Origin of the sequence: Pedobacter sp. CFBP9032 (assembly GCF_034045265.1) — a bacterium.
Lineage (GTDB): Bacteria > Bacteroidota > Bacteroidia > Sphingobacteriales > Sphingobacteriaceae > Pedobacter.
The window spans coordinates 225,220-239,977 of record NZ_JAXCWE010000006.1 but is presented as its reverse complement, the minus strand read 5'-3'; the positions used below and the strand labels follow the sequence as shown (position 1 = coordinate 239,977).

13 protein-coding genes are annotated in these 14,758 nt (G+C 39.0%); 4 read left to right on the top strand and 9 right to left on the bottom strand.

The window, feature by feature from the left end; translation table 11 throughout:
* Nucleotides 1-43: 43 nt before the first annotated feature.
* A complete protein-coding gene (locus tag SOM16_RS13560; protein WP_320464535.1) occupies nucleotides 44-1,924 on the bottom strand; it encodes a M1 family metallopeptidase in 1,881 nt (626 codons plus the stop codon).
* Between the two features lie 335 nt (nucleotides 1,925-2,259).
* Between SOM16_RS13560 and greA the strand changes: the two genes are divergently transcribed.
* Together greA and SOM16_RS13550 are read left to right on the top strand one after the other, a co-directional pair.
* Nucleotides 2,260-2,733 carry a transcription elongation factor GreA gene (gene greA, locus SOM16_RS13555; RefSeq protein ID WP_132533900.1) on the top strand — a complete coding sequence of 158 codons (474 nt, stop codon included), beginning with the start codon at nucleotides 2,260-2,262 and terminating at the stop codon, nucleotides 2,731-2,733.
* Nucleotides 2,734-2,807: 74 nt separating this feature from the next.
* Entirely contained in the window at nucleotides 2,808-3,206 is a 399-nt protein-coding gene (locus SOM16_RS13550) for an HIT family protein (protein WP_320464534.1), read from the top strand.
* Nucleotides 3,207-3,524: 318 nt separating this feature from the next.
* Here the strand turns inward: SOM16_RS13550 and SOM16_RS13545 are convergent, their stop codons facing one another.
* Nucleotides 3,525-4,625 (bottom strand): NADH:flavin oxidoreductase, encoded by a 1,101-nt coding sequence (locus SOM16_RS13545; protein WP_320464533.1) that lies wholly within the window; start codon nucleotides 4,623-4,625, stop codon nucleotides 3,525-3,527.
* Between the two features lie 13 nt (nucleotides 4,626-4,638).
* Nucleotides 4,639-4,941 carry a helix-turn-helix transcriptional regulator gene (locus SOM16_RS13540; protein WP_320464532.1) on the bottom strand — a complete coding sequence of 101 codons (303 nt, stop codon included), beginning with the start codon at nucleotides 4,939-4,941 and terminating at the stop codon, nucleotides 4,639-4,641.
* Nucleotides 4,942-5,251: 310 nt separating this feature from the next.
* Between SOM16_RS13540 and SOM16_RS13535 the strand changes: the two genes are divergently transcribed.
* Nucleotides 5,252-5,548: a HigA family addiction module antitoxin gene (locus SOM16_RS13535; RefSeq protein WP_320464531.1), complete on the top strand. Its 297-nt coding sequence runs from the start codon at nucleotides 5,252-5,254 to the stop codon at nucleotides 5,546-5,548.
* A 344-nt stretch (nucleotides 5,549-5,892) separates the two neighbouring features.
* Here SOM16_RS13535 and SOM16_RS13530 read toward each other — a convergent pair whose 3' ends face one another.
* From SOM16_RS13530 to SOM16_RS13505, 6 genes are all read right to left on the bottom strand, one after another.
* Nucleotides 5,893-6,480, bottom strand: coding sequence for a hypothetical protein (locus SOM16_RS13530; RefSeq protein ID WP_320464530.1), 588 nt, complete (start codon nucleotides 6,478-6,480; stop codon nucleotides 5,893-5,895).
* Nucleotides 6,481-6,687: 207 nt separating this feature from the next.
* Complete coding sequence (locus SOM16_RS13525; RefSeq protein ID WP_320464529.1) at nucleotides 6,688-6,909, bottom strand: hypothetical protein; 222 nt, start codon at nucleotides 6,907-6,909, stop codon at nucleotides 6,688-6,690.
* Nucleotides 6,910-7,176: 267 nt separating this feature from the next.
* On the bottom strand, nucleotides 7,177-8,268 hold the full coding sequence (locus tag SOM16_RS13520) for an alkaline phosphatase family protein (protein ID WP_320464528.1): 1,092 nt from the start codon (nucleotides 8,266-8,268) through the stop codon (nucleotides 7,177-7,179).
* A gap of 52 nt (nucleotides 8,269-8,320) precedes the next feature.
* Nucleotides 8,321-9,919, bottom strand: a complete 1,599-nt coding sequence (locus SOM16_RS13515; RefSeq protein WP_320464527.1) for a SusD/RagB family nutrient-binding outer membrane lipoprotein — start codon at nucleotides 9,917-9,919, stop codon at nucleotides 8,321-8,323.
* Between the two features lie 20 nt (nucleotides 9,920-9,939).
* On the bottom strand, nucleotides 9,940-13,221 hold the full coding sequence (locus SOM16_RS13510) for a SusC/RagA family TonB-linked outer membrane protein (protein ID WP_320464526.1): 3,282 nt from the start codon (nucleotides 13,219-13,221) through the stop codon (nucleotides 9,940-9,942).
* A 181-nt stretch (nucleotides 13,222-13,402) separates the two neighbouring features.
* Nucleotides 13,403-13,984, bottom strand: a complete 582-nt coding sequence (locus SOM16_RS13505) for an HDIG domain-containing metalloprotein (protein ID WP_320464525.1) — start codon at nucleotides 13,982-13,984, stop codon at nucleotides 13,403-13,405.
* A gap of 147 nt (nucleotides 13,985-14,131) precedes the next feature.
* Between SOM16_RS13505 and SOM16_RS13500 the strand changes: the two genes are divergently transcribed.
* Complete coding sequence (locus SOM16_RS13500; protein ID WP_320464524.1) at nucleotides 14,132-14,710, top strand: XRE family transcriptional regulator; 579 nt, start codon at nucleotides 14,132-14,134, stop codon at nucleotides 14,708-14,710.
* The last annotated feature ends 48 nt before the right edge of the window (nucleotides 14,711-14,758 follow it).

Sequence of the window (14,758 nt, the reverse complement as noted above, 5' to 3'; positions counted from 1 at the left end):
AGTTGGCAATTCGTAAACTACCAACTGAAAACCACCAACTGCACTATTTTACTTCGTAAAAATTATCTTTTGGAGTTGCATCTACATAAATGCCATTATCTAAGGTAATTGATTTTATTTTTCTTGTTGAATTAATCGCTACCGCTATTTCTTTTGGATTCGATTTCCAAACGGCTGGAGTTTGATGAATGGTTTCGGTTTTGCCATCAGCATAAGTCACCACAACATCAAAAGGAATGGCGAAACCACCGATATTTTTAATCGTAATAGTCGATTTACCTTTTGCTGAGGAAACTTTTCCTAGCGCTAAATCCAGGTAATAATTGGTGAAAAACCAGTTCTGAAAAAACCAGTTTAGGTTTTGTCCGGAGCCTGCATTCATTGAATTAAAATAATCCCACGGTATAGGATGTTTACCATTCCAGGTGTTCATGTAATGATGCAATGCTTTTTTAAAAGTCGCATCGCCCAGCATATCTTTCAATGCCAGGTAAGATAGAGATGCTTTTCCGTAAGAATTATTTCCATAACCTGAGCCAGAAACCTGATCAGACATCGAAATCACCGGTTGATCTTCTTCTGCAGATTTATCGTTGATGTATTTGTTTACCCTAAACTCTTTATAGAAGTCATCTGCCGCTTTTTTGCCATTTTCGGCAATGCCGATTAAATATTCAAATGTAGTTGCCCAGCCTTCATCCATGTAAGCATAACGCGTTTCATTAATGCCCATGTAAAAAGGAAAGTAGGTGTGCGCCACCTCATGATCCTGAACCAGTTGAGCAAAAACAGGATCCCCAAAGTTGGAATCATTCACCATCATCGGATATTCCATATCTGCAAAGCCCTGGAAAGCTATTGTTTTTAGATAAGGGTAGGGAATGCCAGGCCAATTATTTGAAAACCAGGATAGCGCATTGATATTATATTTAACAGAGTTAAGAAAATCTTTTCCGGTTGAAGGATTATAAGCCGCCTGTGCACTTGCCCTACGGCCAGTTTTTGTATCAACGATTACGCTTCCACCATCCCAAACGTAATGATTACTCAAGGCAAAAGTAACATCTGTAATGTGATCTACTTTAAATTTCCAGGTATTCCAATCTTTCTGTGCGGTTACTTTTCCACTTTTTAGTTCTTCTCCTGTAGCGATATGAATAATTTCATCCGTGTTGTATGATTTTGCTAAGCGTGCAGCAATTTCTGGCTGAAGCACTTCATCAGGATTTAAAAAATCACCTGTGGCATATACCACATAGTTTTTAGGTGCCTTTACGGAAAAAACATAATCATTAAAGTCGTTGTAAAACTCGGCTCTATCGGTATGGGGAATCCGATCCCAGCCGTTATAATCATCGTAAACAGAAATGCGGGGATAACTATAGGCCACGAAGAATGAATTGGGATCAATCTGTCCTTCGCGCCCGCTTTCTTTCGATAAAGGATAATCCCAGGCGATTTTAACTGTGATTTTTGATTTAGGATTTAAAGGTTTGTTCAATTTTACATTTCCAACTGTTCCCCAGTTTTTCGAATCAACTTTATAAGTTTCGCCATCTACAGCAAAGGAAGAAATATGAAGTCCGCTAGACAAAAAATCTTCGCTCACCGAACCGCCACGTGGTGAAGTTGGTTTATGTAAGTTGTTTACAAAACGAATGGCAAGTGTTTTTAATGTATCGTTACTATTGTTGCTGTACAAGATTTCTTCCTGTCCGCTTACTATTTTAGTTTCAGCATCTACCTTAATATCCATGTTGTACTTACCATGGTTTTGCCAATAATTTGCACCGGGCTGGCCATTCATAGCCCGCGTTCCTTTTGTATAAGCTGCTTTTATATTTCGGGGCATATAAAGTTCCTGCGCCAAGAGCGTATAACTGCCCAAGCCAATAAGCAGGGCAATAGAAAATAGTTTTTTCATTTTTTAGATTAGTTTAGCCAAAAGTAAAAATAGTGAATGAATTATTTCGTCAAACGTTTGATATGTTACCCTGGACGAGTGATCAGTGATAAAATCTAATACTTTCTGCATCTATAAAAAAAGATAACATCCAGCCATGTTGATGAGGCTTATCGTTTTAAGGTCAACGTCATAACAGAATCCTGTCTGTTCTAAATCATAAAAATCCTGCTTATTTATTTGCTTTTGTAATTTCCAGATTTTATCTTCGTTAAAATTGAAGCAAGACTATGTAGAAACCAACTATGTAGTCTTGTTTGTTTTTTATAGCGTTTGAAAAAAAAATTAATAGAGCAATGACAGAGGTAACGTACTATACACAAGAGGGATTAGATAAATTAAGAGAGGAAGTTCATTATCTAACAACCACAGGGCGTCAGCTAATATCTAAAGCAATTGCTGAAGCCAGAGATAAAGGTGATTTATCAGAGAATGCAGAATATGATGCCGCGAAAGAGGCACAGGGCTTGCACGAGGCAAAAATTTCCAAATTAAAGAACACATTAGCGAATGCGCGGTTAATTGATGAATCAAAATTGGATTTAACAAAAGTGCTGGCATTATCTATCGTGAAGATAAAAAACGTTAAAAACGGCGCGACGATGACTTACCAGTTAGTAGCCGAAACGGAGGCAGATTTAAAAACAGGAAAAATCTCTGTAAAATCGCCGATAGCACAAGGTTTATTGGGTAAATCTGTTGGCGAATTTGCCGAAATTGAAGTGCCTGCAGGTAAAATGCAGTTCGAAGTTTTAGAAATCTCAAGATAAAAATGTTACAAGTTATAGGTTGCAGGTTGTAAGACCAGACCTGTAACTTGTAACTCACAACCTACAACTTACTTATGACTATATTTTCAAAAATTGTTGCCGGCGAAATCAGCGCGCATGTTGTGGCCGAAACAGTAGAATACCTGGCTTTCTTAGATGTTCAGCCTTTAACTGCTGGTCATGTTTTAGTGATTCCAAAAATTGAAGTCGATTATATTTTCGATATGGAGGAAGATTTGTTTGTGGGGCTTTGGATGTTCGCTAAAATTGTAGCTCAAGGGGTTAAAACAGCTTTCCCATGTAAAAAAGTGGGTGTGGCTGTAATTGGTTTAGAAGTGCCACATGCGCACATTCACTTAATACCGATGAATACAGTTAACGACATGAACTTTAGTAAAGAGAAACTGAGTCCAACTCAGGAAGAACTGGCAGAAGCAGCTGAAAAAATCAGGCAGGCTTTGTTGGAAGAATAACCTTTGATCATTCTACAAGTCCTGACCAATGGCTCATCTAATAGATAATTGAATTGATGGTGTGTGATGAAGATCGTTGGTTGGTGTAGCACCAATCAAGGTGATAATTATAGGTTAAAATCCAGATGAATAAGTAAAGCTGTATAAATGATCTTGATGGTAAAGATCCTAAATATTAGGTTTTTGATGCTTTTATAGATTTATATTGAAAGATAGATATTAATTGTAGACAAAGAAAAGTCTATTTTATTGTTAATTGACTGATACTAAAAAGCACCCCATTTCTGAGGTGCTTTCTGTTTATAAAAGAGAAAAATTTTATATCAGTTCTGCTAAAGCTTCCTTACTGAAACCTTTCAATTCATCTGTGCGGTTATTTTTAATTTTTTCTACCCAGTTGGCATCGGATAGTAATGGACGACCAACTGCAATTAAATCAAAATCACCACGATCCATTCTTCTAACCAATTCATCTAAAGAACTAGGTTGAGAGCTCTGTCCGGCAAATGCGCCAAAGAAATCGCCATCTAAGCCAACAGACCCAACAGAGATAGTAGCTTTACCTGTAATTTTCTTCGCCCAGCCTGCGAAATTTAAATCTGATCCTTCAAATTCTGGTTCCCAGAAACGACGTTGTGAACAGTGCAAAATGTCAATTCCTGCATCTACCAGTGGCGTTAACCATTGCTCCATTTCAGTTTCATTCTTCGCTAATTTAAAATCATAAGCAGCAGGTTTGAATTGTGATAAACGAATAATTAAGGCGAAATCTTCACCTACGCGTTTACGAACTTCCTTAATTACTTCTACTGCAAAACGAGTACGCTCAGCCAGGGTTTTGCCGCCATAAATATCTGTACGGGTATTGGTTGCGTCCCAAAAGAATTGATCAATTAAGTATTGGTGCGCACCATGAATTTCCACGGTATCGTAACCTAATGCTTTTGCATCTGCTGCGGCCTGACCAAAAGCGGCGATAGTATCTGCAATAGCAGCATCCGTCATCGGTACACCGTTTTCAAAACCTGGTCTTTGTAAAGCAGATGGACCTTCGAAAGGCGCGCGTGGCAACCAACCCGAAGCGTCATTTTCCATAACGCCCTGGTGCCAGATCTGTGGGCCCATTTGTGCTCCGGCTGCATGAACATCGTTGATTACTTTCTGCCATCCGGCCAATGCCTGCTCACCGTAAAAATGTGGGATGTTTGGATCTGCAGAGGAAGATGGACGATTAATCACCGTTCCTTCAGATAAAATTAATCCCACTTCGCCAGTAGCTCTTTTTGCGTAATATTCAGCAACAGCATCTGTAGGGACACCACCAGGAGAGAAAGATCTCGTCATAGGTGCCATTACAATTCTATTTTTTGTATTCAATGTTTTTAAGCTAAAAGGCTTAAATAAACTATCTGTATTCATCTGTTTTCTATTTTTATAATTCTGTACTAATAATTTGATTTAACATTTTGATTCCTTCTTCATTGCGTTTATAATAAGTCCACTGGCCTACGCGGGTAGCACAAACCAGATTGGAACGCTGTAAAATAGAAAGGTATTCGGAAATGGTACTTTGAGAAAGACCTGCCTTCATTTGAATCTGACCAACGCATACGCCCACATTTTCAAAATCAGGATTAAGTTGATCCGGAAAGTTTTTAGCAGGTTCCTTAAGCCAGTTTAAAATCTGCAAACGGGTTTTGTTCGATAAGGCTTTAAAGATTTCTACTTGATCCATGATGCAAATGTATATCGACTTTTCCCGATATGCCAATTATGGCGATGAAGTTTACAATCCTGTGTAAATACTTGATTTTTGAGGTTACAAAATTTACATTTAAATACTTCAATAATAAACCCAACTATTAATTAATGATCATAAATAGATCATTATCAAAAAATGGTAAGTATTCAATTAGAATAACTATAGCGTACAGGCTTATATTTATGATAACAAAGGATGAACGCCTTGAAATAATGGAAGTTGAGGAAATCAGTAACCATTACAGTTAGTACTATCCATTTAACAGATTAATAAATTAAGATATATGAACAATCAGGTCTTTAATTCTAAAGGTGCTGAAATTGAGATTGAAGCTTTTCATCCTGGAGAGTTTTTATTAGAAGAAATTGAAGCTAGAAAAATTCTAAAGAAAGATTTTGCAAAAGCTTTAGAAATTCTTCCTAATAACTTAAGCCAGATTTTTGTTGGCAAAAGAAACATTTCTGCACAACTCGCCATAAAAATTGGTAAAATTTTAGAAACCAGTGCAGAATACTGGTATGGTATGCAAACTGCTTTTGATTTACAAAAGGCAAAATTGGAAGAAAAGGAATATGTATAAGAAGGATGGTTTAATAATACTTTATCTCTAGCCCATAACCTTCTTACTGAAGAAAAATAAATGCTTTAAATCTAGATTAGTTGTTAGAGAATCTATCACTGGAAGCCTTATTTTCGGTAACGGCTTTTAAACTGACGAAGTTTCCACTTTGCTTAGGCCAGCTAAACTTCGTTGGTTGATTGCGCTTGTAAATAGCGCCTGGTAAAATAAAAAAGACCCAAAAAAAATCTTTTAAAAAAGAACGGGGATAAATCATACCGACCTATCCCCGTCATCTAAATTAACGCTCTCATATACATAAACAGCCAAAAGGATGATTTATTATATGAAGGTGAAAATATTTTTTATTTTTTTGCAGCAGGTTTCTTTGCAGCAGCTTTAGGCTTTGCAATTTCTGCTGAATCTTCTACAGTTTCCGTTTTCTTTTTTGCAGGTGCCTTAGTTTTTTTTGCCTCGGCAACTGGCTCCTCTGTCGCTTCAACTTTCTTCTTAGCAGGTGTTTTGGTTTTCTTCACATCTGCAGTTGGTGTTTCTTCAGCTTCAATCTTCTTTTTAGCTGGTGCTTTTACTTTCTTAGGTTCAGCAATTTCTTCTTTTGCCTCAACTTCCTTTTTTACTGCTGCTTTTGGCTTTTCTACTTTCGTTTCAGGCGTTTTTATAACTTCTTCCTTCACTTCTGCTGCTTTAGGCGCATCTGCATTTTGAAGGTAGTTGGCTAAAACTTGTTTTAAATAGATCTCTGGTTTAGGCATGTTGATGATAGAACCTGGTTCTTTATCCTGAGATTGTTTGATGTAAGCTGATTTAATCTTTCCCCAATCTTTAGAGTAAAGTCTGATAAACATTTCGACAAATTGTTCATCTGTATATTTTTTAGGCAACCTACCCAGCACTGCCTGAATTTTTTCTTCTTTTTTATGTAATACCGCCATCGAATTTATTTTGTGTAAAGATAGCCTAAAATTATGATTTTCTGTTTTGGTGATTTATTAAGTGAAATAGGTTGGATATAACCCAAAAATGCGCTCGATTATTGGCGCTTCTGTATCGCAAAGTTCGTAACTCTGGAACGAGCATAAAAGATGCTGAAGAGGAGCAGGCCGTTAAGAGTAAACAATTATGATAACGGCCTGTTAAAACTATTTTTTCTTCCAGCCTTCTTTCATCTTTTTATAAGCTTTCTTACTTACTTTCGATTTCTTTTTTGAGCGGGATTTCCCTTTCTTTTTACGGGCATTGATGTTATTTACTAGCGAATTCTTTACACCAAGTTTGTTCTTTTTCGAACTTCCTTTTTTCTTTTTGTCTTTCTTCTTGCCACCTTTTTTCTTAGTGGTTTTTTTCTTTTTCTCTTTTGCCATGATCTGTATAAGGTTAGTACATTTTCATAACCATGAATCAGAAGAAATGTTCGGAAGCAAGTTGAGGGTGTTTATCCTAACAAGTTTTATTCAAGACCAAAAACCGACAAAATTTACCGAGTTTATTCAATATCAATTCAATTTTTAATTATTTGGTTCTTTATTATCAAGCATAAAAGTGGGAGCCATTCCGCGGTTAGCTGATAGAAGGCAATGGGAAAAACAGCTCCCAGCACATACTTATTGGATGAGTACTTATGAAATCGCTTATCTAAAGACTGTTTTAATCGGTTCACCTACTTCATGCCCGGCCGCGGCATTAAAATTAAAGCCTAGCAGCATAGATATGGTTTGCGCCAGTTGTTTGTGGTAGATTGTTGTTGCTGTTTTTAACGCTCCAGCTGCAGGCGTGTCTGGTCCTACAATAGCAAACCAAGTATTTTCAGAGCCATCAACATCTGCCCCGTGATCCCGCCATTTATCCATCGGTACCTCGCCACGGCCATGATCGCAAGTGATGAGCATTGTGGTATTGTTTTTATAAAAAGGATCTGCCTGGATCATTTCCCATAAAGTTTTAATGTAACTATCTTCCTGTTTGGCCCGATCGAGATAAAATTTATAATTTCCGGCATGTGCCATATCATCGGTTTCATCAAAAGCCATATAAATTACCCGGGGTTTATACTGTTTAATGTATTCCTTACTAAATTCATAGGTAAGGAAATCAAGCCTGGTAGAGTCGCCAAGATAATGAGGTACGTTATGCTGAAGTTCGTTCAGGTATTTTAACCTTGCATTTGCATCATTGTTTTTTAAATCTGCATAACCGGAATATACAGGAAGGCCAGAGCGGCTGGCGTTTAAAATTTGCGGAAAACGCTCCCATGAAGAAAACGTAATCACTTTACCTTCAAAGCCTTTTTGCTTATTCAAAAATTCAAGCACATTCATATTGGGATTAAGAATGGCATCATTGGTATTCATTCTCACATCGGCAAATCCCGTAAAGATTTCACTGTAACCCGGATATGAAAAATGATAGGGATTTGATAACTGCTCTTTATTGCCCAGGTCTCTGTTCCCATAAATTTGTCCTTGTTTGGCCAGGGTGTTCCATAAAAATGGGAAAAGCAATTGCCTCCTGTCCTCCAAAGATGCAGACCAGTATTTTTTTCTTATTTCCTCCTTGTCTTCTGTATATTTAGAATTGATCATCGCAGAATCTGCTCCCCTGAACACTTCCTGCCAGCGCATCCCATCAAGGGTAACGATGATCAGGTTTTTTGTTTTTTTGGCTTGGGCAAAACAACATGTTGCTCCAATGGTTAAGGCAAAAATTAATATCAGCTTTTTCATAATAGATAGTTTAAAAAAGGCAGGGCCTTAGTTAGCCCTGCCTGAATAGACCTTATTTTAAAATCCACATCGTACCATTGATGTCATCATTGCCATTAAACTGGCTGGCAATTGCCGTTTGGTAGTTTTTAGCATTGGCAGTACGCTCTGCTGAAGGATATTTAAAACGTTGTGCGATACGATTCCCATTTCCTGTTCCAGGCCCCGTTGTAAAGGCAGGAACCCCGGTGCGGCGGTACGTAAAGTAAGATTCTAAACCAGAGTGCCTGAATAAGGCCAGGTATTTCTGTTGTAAAATCTGTGTGATGCCGTTAGCACCAGCAGTATATTTTACAGCAGCCTGGTTGTAATAGGTATTAAAATCGATCGGAACAATAAAGGTATCGTAATTAGCAGCATTGGTTACATCCTGAGACCCCGGACGGTAAAAATAGGCAGTATAATTTCCACTTTCAGGAATTCCATAAGAACTCATTGAAGCCTTAATGCCGGCAATGTAATAGGTTTCCGCATTTCCAGCTGCCCAGCCCCTGTTAATGCCTTCGGCAATATTGAGCATGAGTTCTGCATAACCAATTTGGATACTTGGCTCACCAGTATAAGTGGAGTAAAAACGTTTACGGTTGATGAACGAATATTTTTGTAAACCCGCATTGTTGTACATTACACCTAAATCTAATCCTGCATCAGCGCCTACAAAAGAAGCGAAATCTGTAGCGCTTTGCCTGGCATTGTCTACTAAGTCTCTTGATGGCTCGGCAGTGGCGTAAACCCTGGGATCTCTAAGGCGGGTAAGCAAACTGATGTAAGTTGCAGACGAATTTTTTCTTGATCCGCTTTGCCCGAAATTATTTGGATTTTGAGGGTAAAAATTATTCGGAGCCACAAAGGTATATTGCAAATTATCGGCTCCACTTGTCATTAATGGGTACTTAGCCGGATTGCTAATAATACTTGCAAACTGAGTAGCTACGTTTAAGTCTGTATCTGCTGTTTTTTTGCTTAATTGGAGTAATAATCTGATTCGCAAAGCATTTACCGTTTTTTGCCACTTACTTAAATCGTTATTGAAATAGATATCGTTGCTTAGCGTTGCACCTACACCAGTACCAAAGTTAGCCGGGTTTTTGATTAATTGATCCAGGTCGCTGTTGGCACTTTCCAGCCAGGCCAGAGATTGCTGCATCACAGTTTTTTGTGAATCGTATACGGGCTCCAGCACATCCAGCCCGTTCAAAGCTTGCGTCATTGGGATGTCGCCCATTTCCAGGCTCATTTTACTAAAGAAATATGCTTTGAAGAATTTACCTAATGCCTCGTATGGATTGATACTTGCACCGCCGGTAGCGGCAGCGCGTTTTTCCATTTCAACTACGTTTTTAAGCGTAGTGTAATAGTCATCACCTCCACCTAAATCATATCGGTTATTACCGTAATAATCATAATTGTTCAGGTAATATTGGCTATAGGTTTCCTTAGCGCCATCCGGCAGGTCTGGTAAATTGTTTACTACACCATTGAAAAGGAGGGATGCAGAAACAGCATTTGGCTTATTGGTGTTTTCAGTAAGGTCTTCAAAACTTTTTTTACAACCCGTTGCCAGGATGATCAGCATGAGGGGCAGCAGGTATATATTGACTATTTTTTTCATGATCTTTTATGTTATCAAGGTTAGAAGGAAACGTTAAGGTTAACGCCAAAGCTGCGTACCGTTGGTGATTGTAAACCGGTTGATGCCGTTGCATAGTTGTACTGATCAAGATCTACATCCTTAAAGCGTTTATCTTTATAGAAATACAGTAAGTTTCTGCCGTAAAGGGAGAAGGATGCTTTTCTGATAAAGGTTTTCTCCAGAAGTTCTTTAGAAAACTCGTATCCAAGGGTAACCTCACGCAGTTTGGTGAATGTTTTGCTCATCAGATTTGCCTCATCAACATTGTAATATTTACTCACATAATCCTGTACGAAGGCAACTTGTGTATTTGGTGCGTATTGTAGAGCCGAATAATTAAGCACTGCGCCGGTGTTAGAGTCGTAATTGATGGAAGTGCCGTTGGATACGACCACACCTTCTCCAACATAACTGCCGTTATAACCCGCCTTCCCAAAGTTTGACCAGTCCTGGTATCTTGCTGCGCCCAGAGCACCTTCAGCAGTTTCTGCATTGGCGCCACCACGCATGGTTTTATTGTGCATGTAATCTACAATTACCCCACCTACATTACCATCAAACTGTACCCCAAGGCTCAAGTTTTTATATTGGAATTTATTGTAAATGCTCCAGTTGAATTTACCAATTTCATTTCCCAGAAACTGTGCCGTTGGGTTAACCAATGGCTTGCCTGCTGCATCGTTTATAATTTTTCCTTCCGGTGTTCTTACAAATGCAGTTCCATATAATTTATCTGTACGATCTCCTGCTTTGAAGAATGTAGCATAAATGCTTTGTCCCTGAGGCAGTTCCTTGTAAACTTCTTTATAAGTAGAAATATTAGTTAAAATGTTCCAGCTAAAGCCATCTGTTTTCTTAAAAACATCACCACTTAACGAGCCTTCATAACCTGTTTTTTTGGTCTTAAGTGCATTCAGGTATTCGATTGTATAGCCTGTTGCTGTCGAAATGGCATTCGGTAAAATTCTTGGTCCATCAATGTACTGGAAAGCCGTTCCGCTAAAGGTTAACCTGTTTTTCAGGAACCTGATGTCAAAGCCCTCTTCATAGTTTACCCGGGTGGATGTTTTGATGCCGTTCTGGTATAAATAATCAGATGCGTAACCTGCCGTTTGACTGTTATATGGTTTACTGGTTGCGTAAGAAGTATTTAATGAATAATCAGGGCCATTGTATGGCGAACTATATGTAGTACCGTAACCCAATGGATTGTTAAATAATGAAGGACCAGTGCTTCCACCAAAAGCAGTAATGGAACTAAATGGGGCAGGGCCTATGGTAGTTGAAGTGGCATCAGAGCGGATATTTGAATAGGATGCCCTTACTTTTAAGAAGCTAATAAATTCAGGCATTTTAATGTAATCTGAAACAACGGAGGCTGCAGATAAACTCGGATAAAAATAAGTGGTAGGTACCTGAAAGGCAGAAGATTTATCTAAACGGCCGGTACTGGAAAGGGTAGCGTATTTACCCAGGCTTAAATCCAAGGAGTAATACGCGCTTAATACGCGCATGCCGGAATTGAAACTGGTCGCCTGAATTGGATTTTTGGAGTTGCTAAAAGCATAAACTTCAGGAACATTTAAATAATCTGTCGAGGTCCAGCTGGAATTGTAAGACATATTGCGCATGTTTCCGCCAATCAAACCGGAGATGTTGAAAAACTTTTTAATGGTATAGTCGTAATTCAACATCAACTCCGTATTGTTATCAAACAGGTCGCGGCGATCTTCACGATAATCGCCTTCATTGCCTTCGCGTCCGTAAGGGTGAGCAGAAAAAGGCATTTTTTCCGTGCGTAAGATGTTGTAAGTATCAATCTGAGAACGGATGGTGGCATTCAGGTTGGTATTGATTTTGTAATTGGCTAAAAGGTATCCGGTGGTATTCGTTTTACGATGACCGCGAGTCCATTCTTTTACCATAAACCATGGATTATGGTAACGGGTATATTCCGCAAATTGCTGCTGGATACCTTCTTTACCAGGTTGCCAGATGGCTTTGATGTCTGGAGCATTCACATCCCAATCTGCACCAGTCCAGATGGCGAGGTTATAAATTAAGCTGTTCGGTCCATATTGTACATCTGGAAAATTATCAGTGGTTTGACGGTTAAAATTAATATTACCTTCAAATTTCCAGCGTGGGCTTGGATTAAATGAAGCATATAGGTTTGCATTGGCAATGTCCAGGTATTGTTCCGGGATGTAGCTGTCCTGATGTTGTTGCGAAGCAGAAAAACGGATGGTGTGATTTTCGCCATTCGAGGTTAATGCAATATTATTATTGGTTTGAACGCCCGTACGTAAAAAGTTATTCAAGTTGTTTGCACCACGCGCAGTATAAGGCGTAGGCTGGCGTACGCCATTCACAATCGGACTATCGTACTGGGCAATCAACTGCCCGTTAAAGAAGGGTCCCCAGATGTCATAATCAGCATCTACCCCGCCCGGTGCACCGCCTTTACCATCAACAAACTGATAAAAAGTATTTTCGCCTGCACCATAAGCGCGCTGTACTCTTGGGAAAGCTAAAAACCCCTTGTTAATTACGGTACTGCTGTTTACATCAATGGTTAAGCCTTTTTTATTTTTATTGCCTTTTTTTGTGGTAATAAGAATCGCACCATAAGATGCCCTGTTGCCATAAAGTGCCGCAGCTGCAGGGCCTTTTAGTACGGTGTAGGTTTCAATATCATCAGGACTAATGTTATAAGTATCGGTATTGATTGGAAAACCATCCACTACGTATAAGGAAATGGTATTTCCACGGATGGCTACGTTGGGTGAGCCAAGCAATTCGGCCGAGGGACCAACAGACAATCCGGCCACTTTACCAATTAAACCCGTTACCGGATTTGGGTCGCGGGCAAGGGTAAGGTCTTCTCCTTGTACCGTAGAAACTGCGTAACCGATTTTACGGTTATCCTTTTTTACGCCTAAAGCGGTCACCACTACCTCATTAAGCGTTTCGTTGTTTCCTTTTAAGGTAATGCTAAGAGGGGTGTTAGTGTTTTCGAGAACAATTTCCTGAGCAGAGAAGCCTACAAATTGAAATTGAAGTATTTGCCCGTTGTTAGCGGTTAGGATAAAACGCCCGTAATTGTCTGTAGTTGTTCCGGTTTTAGAACCTTTGATCATTACACTTACACCGGGAAGCGGCTGGTTAGCCTCATCTTTCACGGTGCCGGAGATTTTAGTTTGCGCCAGTATTATCAGCGGAGAAAGGAAGCACATCACCAGGAGTACAAGCCTTTTTAAATTGGGGTATAAAGCATCCATAATTGCCAAATAATTTGTGTTAAAGATTATTTGGCAATACTAAACTTTGTTTATTATTTGTAAACTGATTTCAGGTTAAGGATCTTTTAAAGATTTGTTTGCTTATCGTTAACAAACTTTGTTTTTGGTAACCAAATCAATACAATTCAGTTAAAATGAGTTAACATTAGCGCAACAGTATTCAGTCTTGATCAATCAGGTGCTGAATGGCCAGATTTTTAAGGTCTTGTAAATTATTTACCGGAATCGCTGTCAATTTGGCTTCATCATCCCAGAAACGCATGCGGATCATGATTTCCAGATCTGGATCTGCTTCAAACAACGTAGCTTCCTGAGCAGTCATCGGCCCGCCCTGAAAGCCTAAAGTAATACGACTAGCCGGGGAGAGTTTATCGTAATATTCGGGATATTTATAAGTGAGATAGCGTTTGGCGGTTACATGGGCATTTACCAGTTTGGCCAAACGGGAAGAGAAACCACGGGCCAGCAAATAATTTGCGCCGATCTGCTCATGGTTTACATTACCCATGCCATCCATACTTTCTGCTTCAGAACTGGCTGCGCATAAATGTCCGATATCATGAAAAAATGCGGCAAGTACCACTTCATCGTCATAGCCTTCTAACTGAGCCAGATTTGCAGCCTGCGACATGTGTTCGAGCTGGGAAACAGGTTCTCCGATATAATCATCATTTCCGTGCGCTTCATATAAAGCAAACACTTCGCTAGCTACAACCTCCGGACTTAAGGGTTTTTCCATCATGCAATATTAAAAATGCAAATAAAAATAATTCATGTTAGGTAAGAATTAAGTTTTTGTCATCTCCTCGCTCATCCTTAAAATATCTTAAAAGCCTTGCCATGCTAGAATTTATTCTCTAATTTTCCGCCATTACCAAAAATCAGATCAATGGAAGATGATGTGCTGATCCAGATCAGTAACCGTATTAAAGACAGGCGCCGCGAAAAGAATATTACCGTTCAGGAACTGGCCATCAGGGCGAATGTAAGTAAAGGGCTAATTTCACAGATTGAAAATAGCCGTACCGTACCTTCGTTAATTGTTCTAATTGATATTATTAAATCTCTGGAGATAGATTTAAACGTATTCTTTAAGGATATAAAATACAACGGCAGAAATTTTCCGCTGCTTATCCGAAGAAAGGAAGATTACGAGCATTTTGAAAAAGAGGATGCTGCGGGTTTCAGTTACCAGCGCATATTTACACAATCTATTAAAAAATCTACTGTAGACGTGGTCATTCTGGAGTTGGAGCCCAATGCGCAAAGGCCACAGATCCAAACAGAGGCTTTTGAATATAAATATGTAATTAGCGGGACTATTGATTATCATTTTGGGGAGGATGTATACCGTTTAAAACAGGGCGATTCAATGCTTTTTGATGGCCGGATGCCACACACCCCAAAAAATTCAGGTAGGGGGAAAGCCAGTATGCTGGTAATTTATTTCTTCGAAGAAAACAGTTAAATTTAAATATATCTTAACATTAAGGTAGTTTTGTAATAATAAACTAAG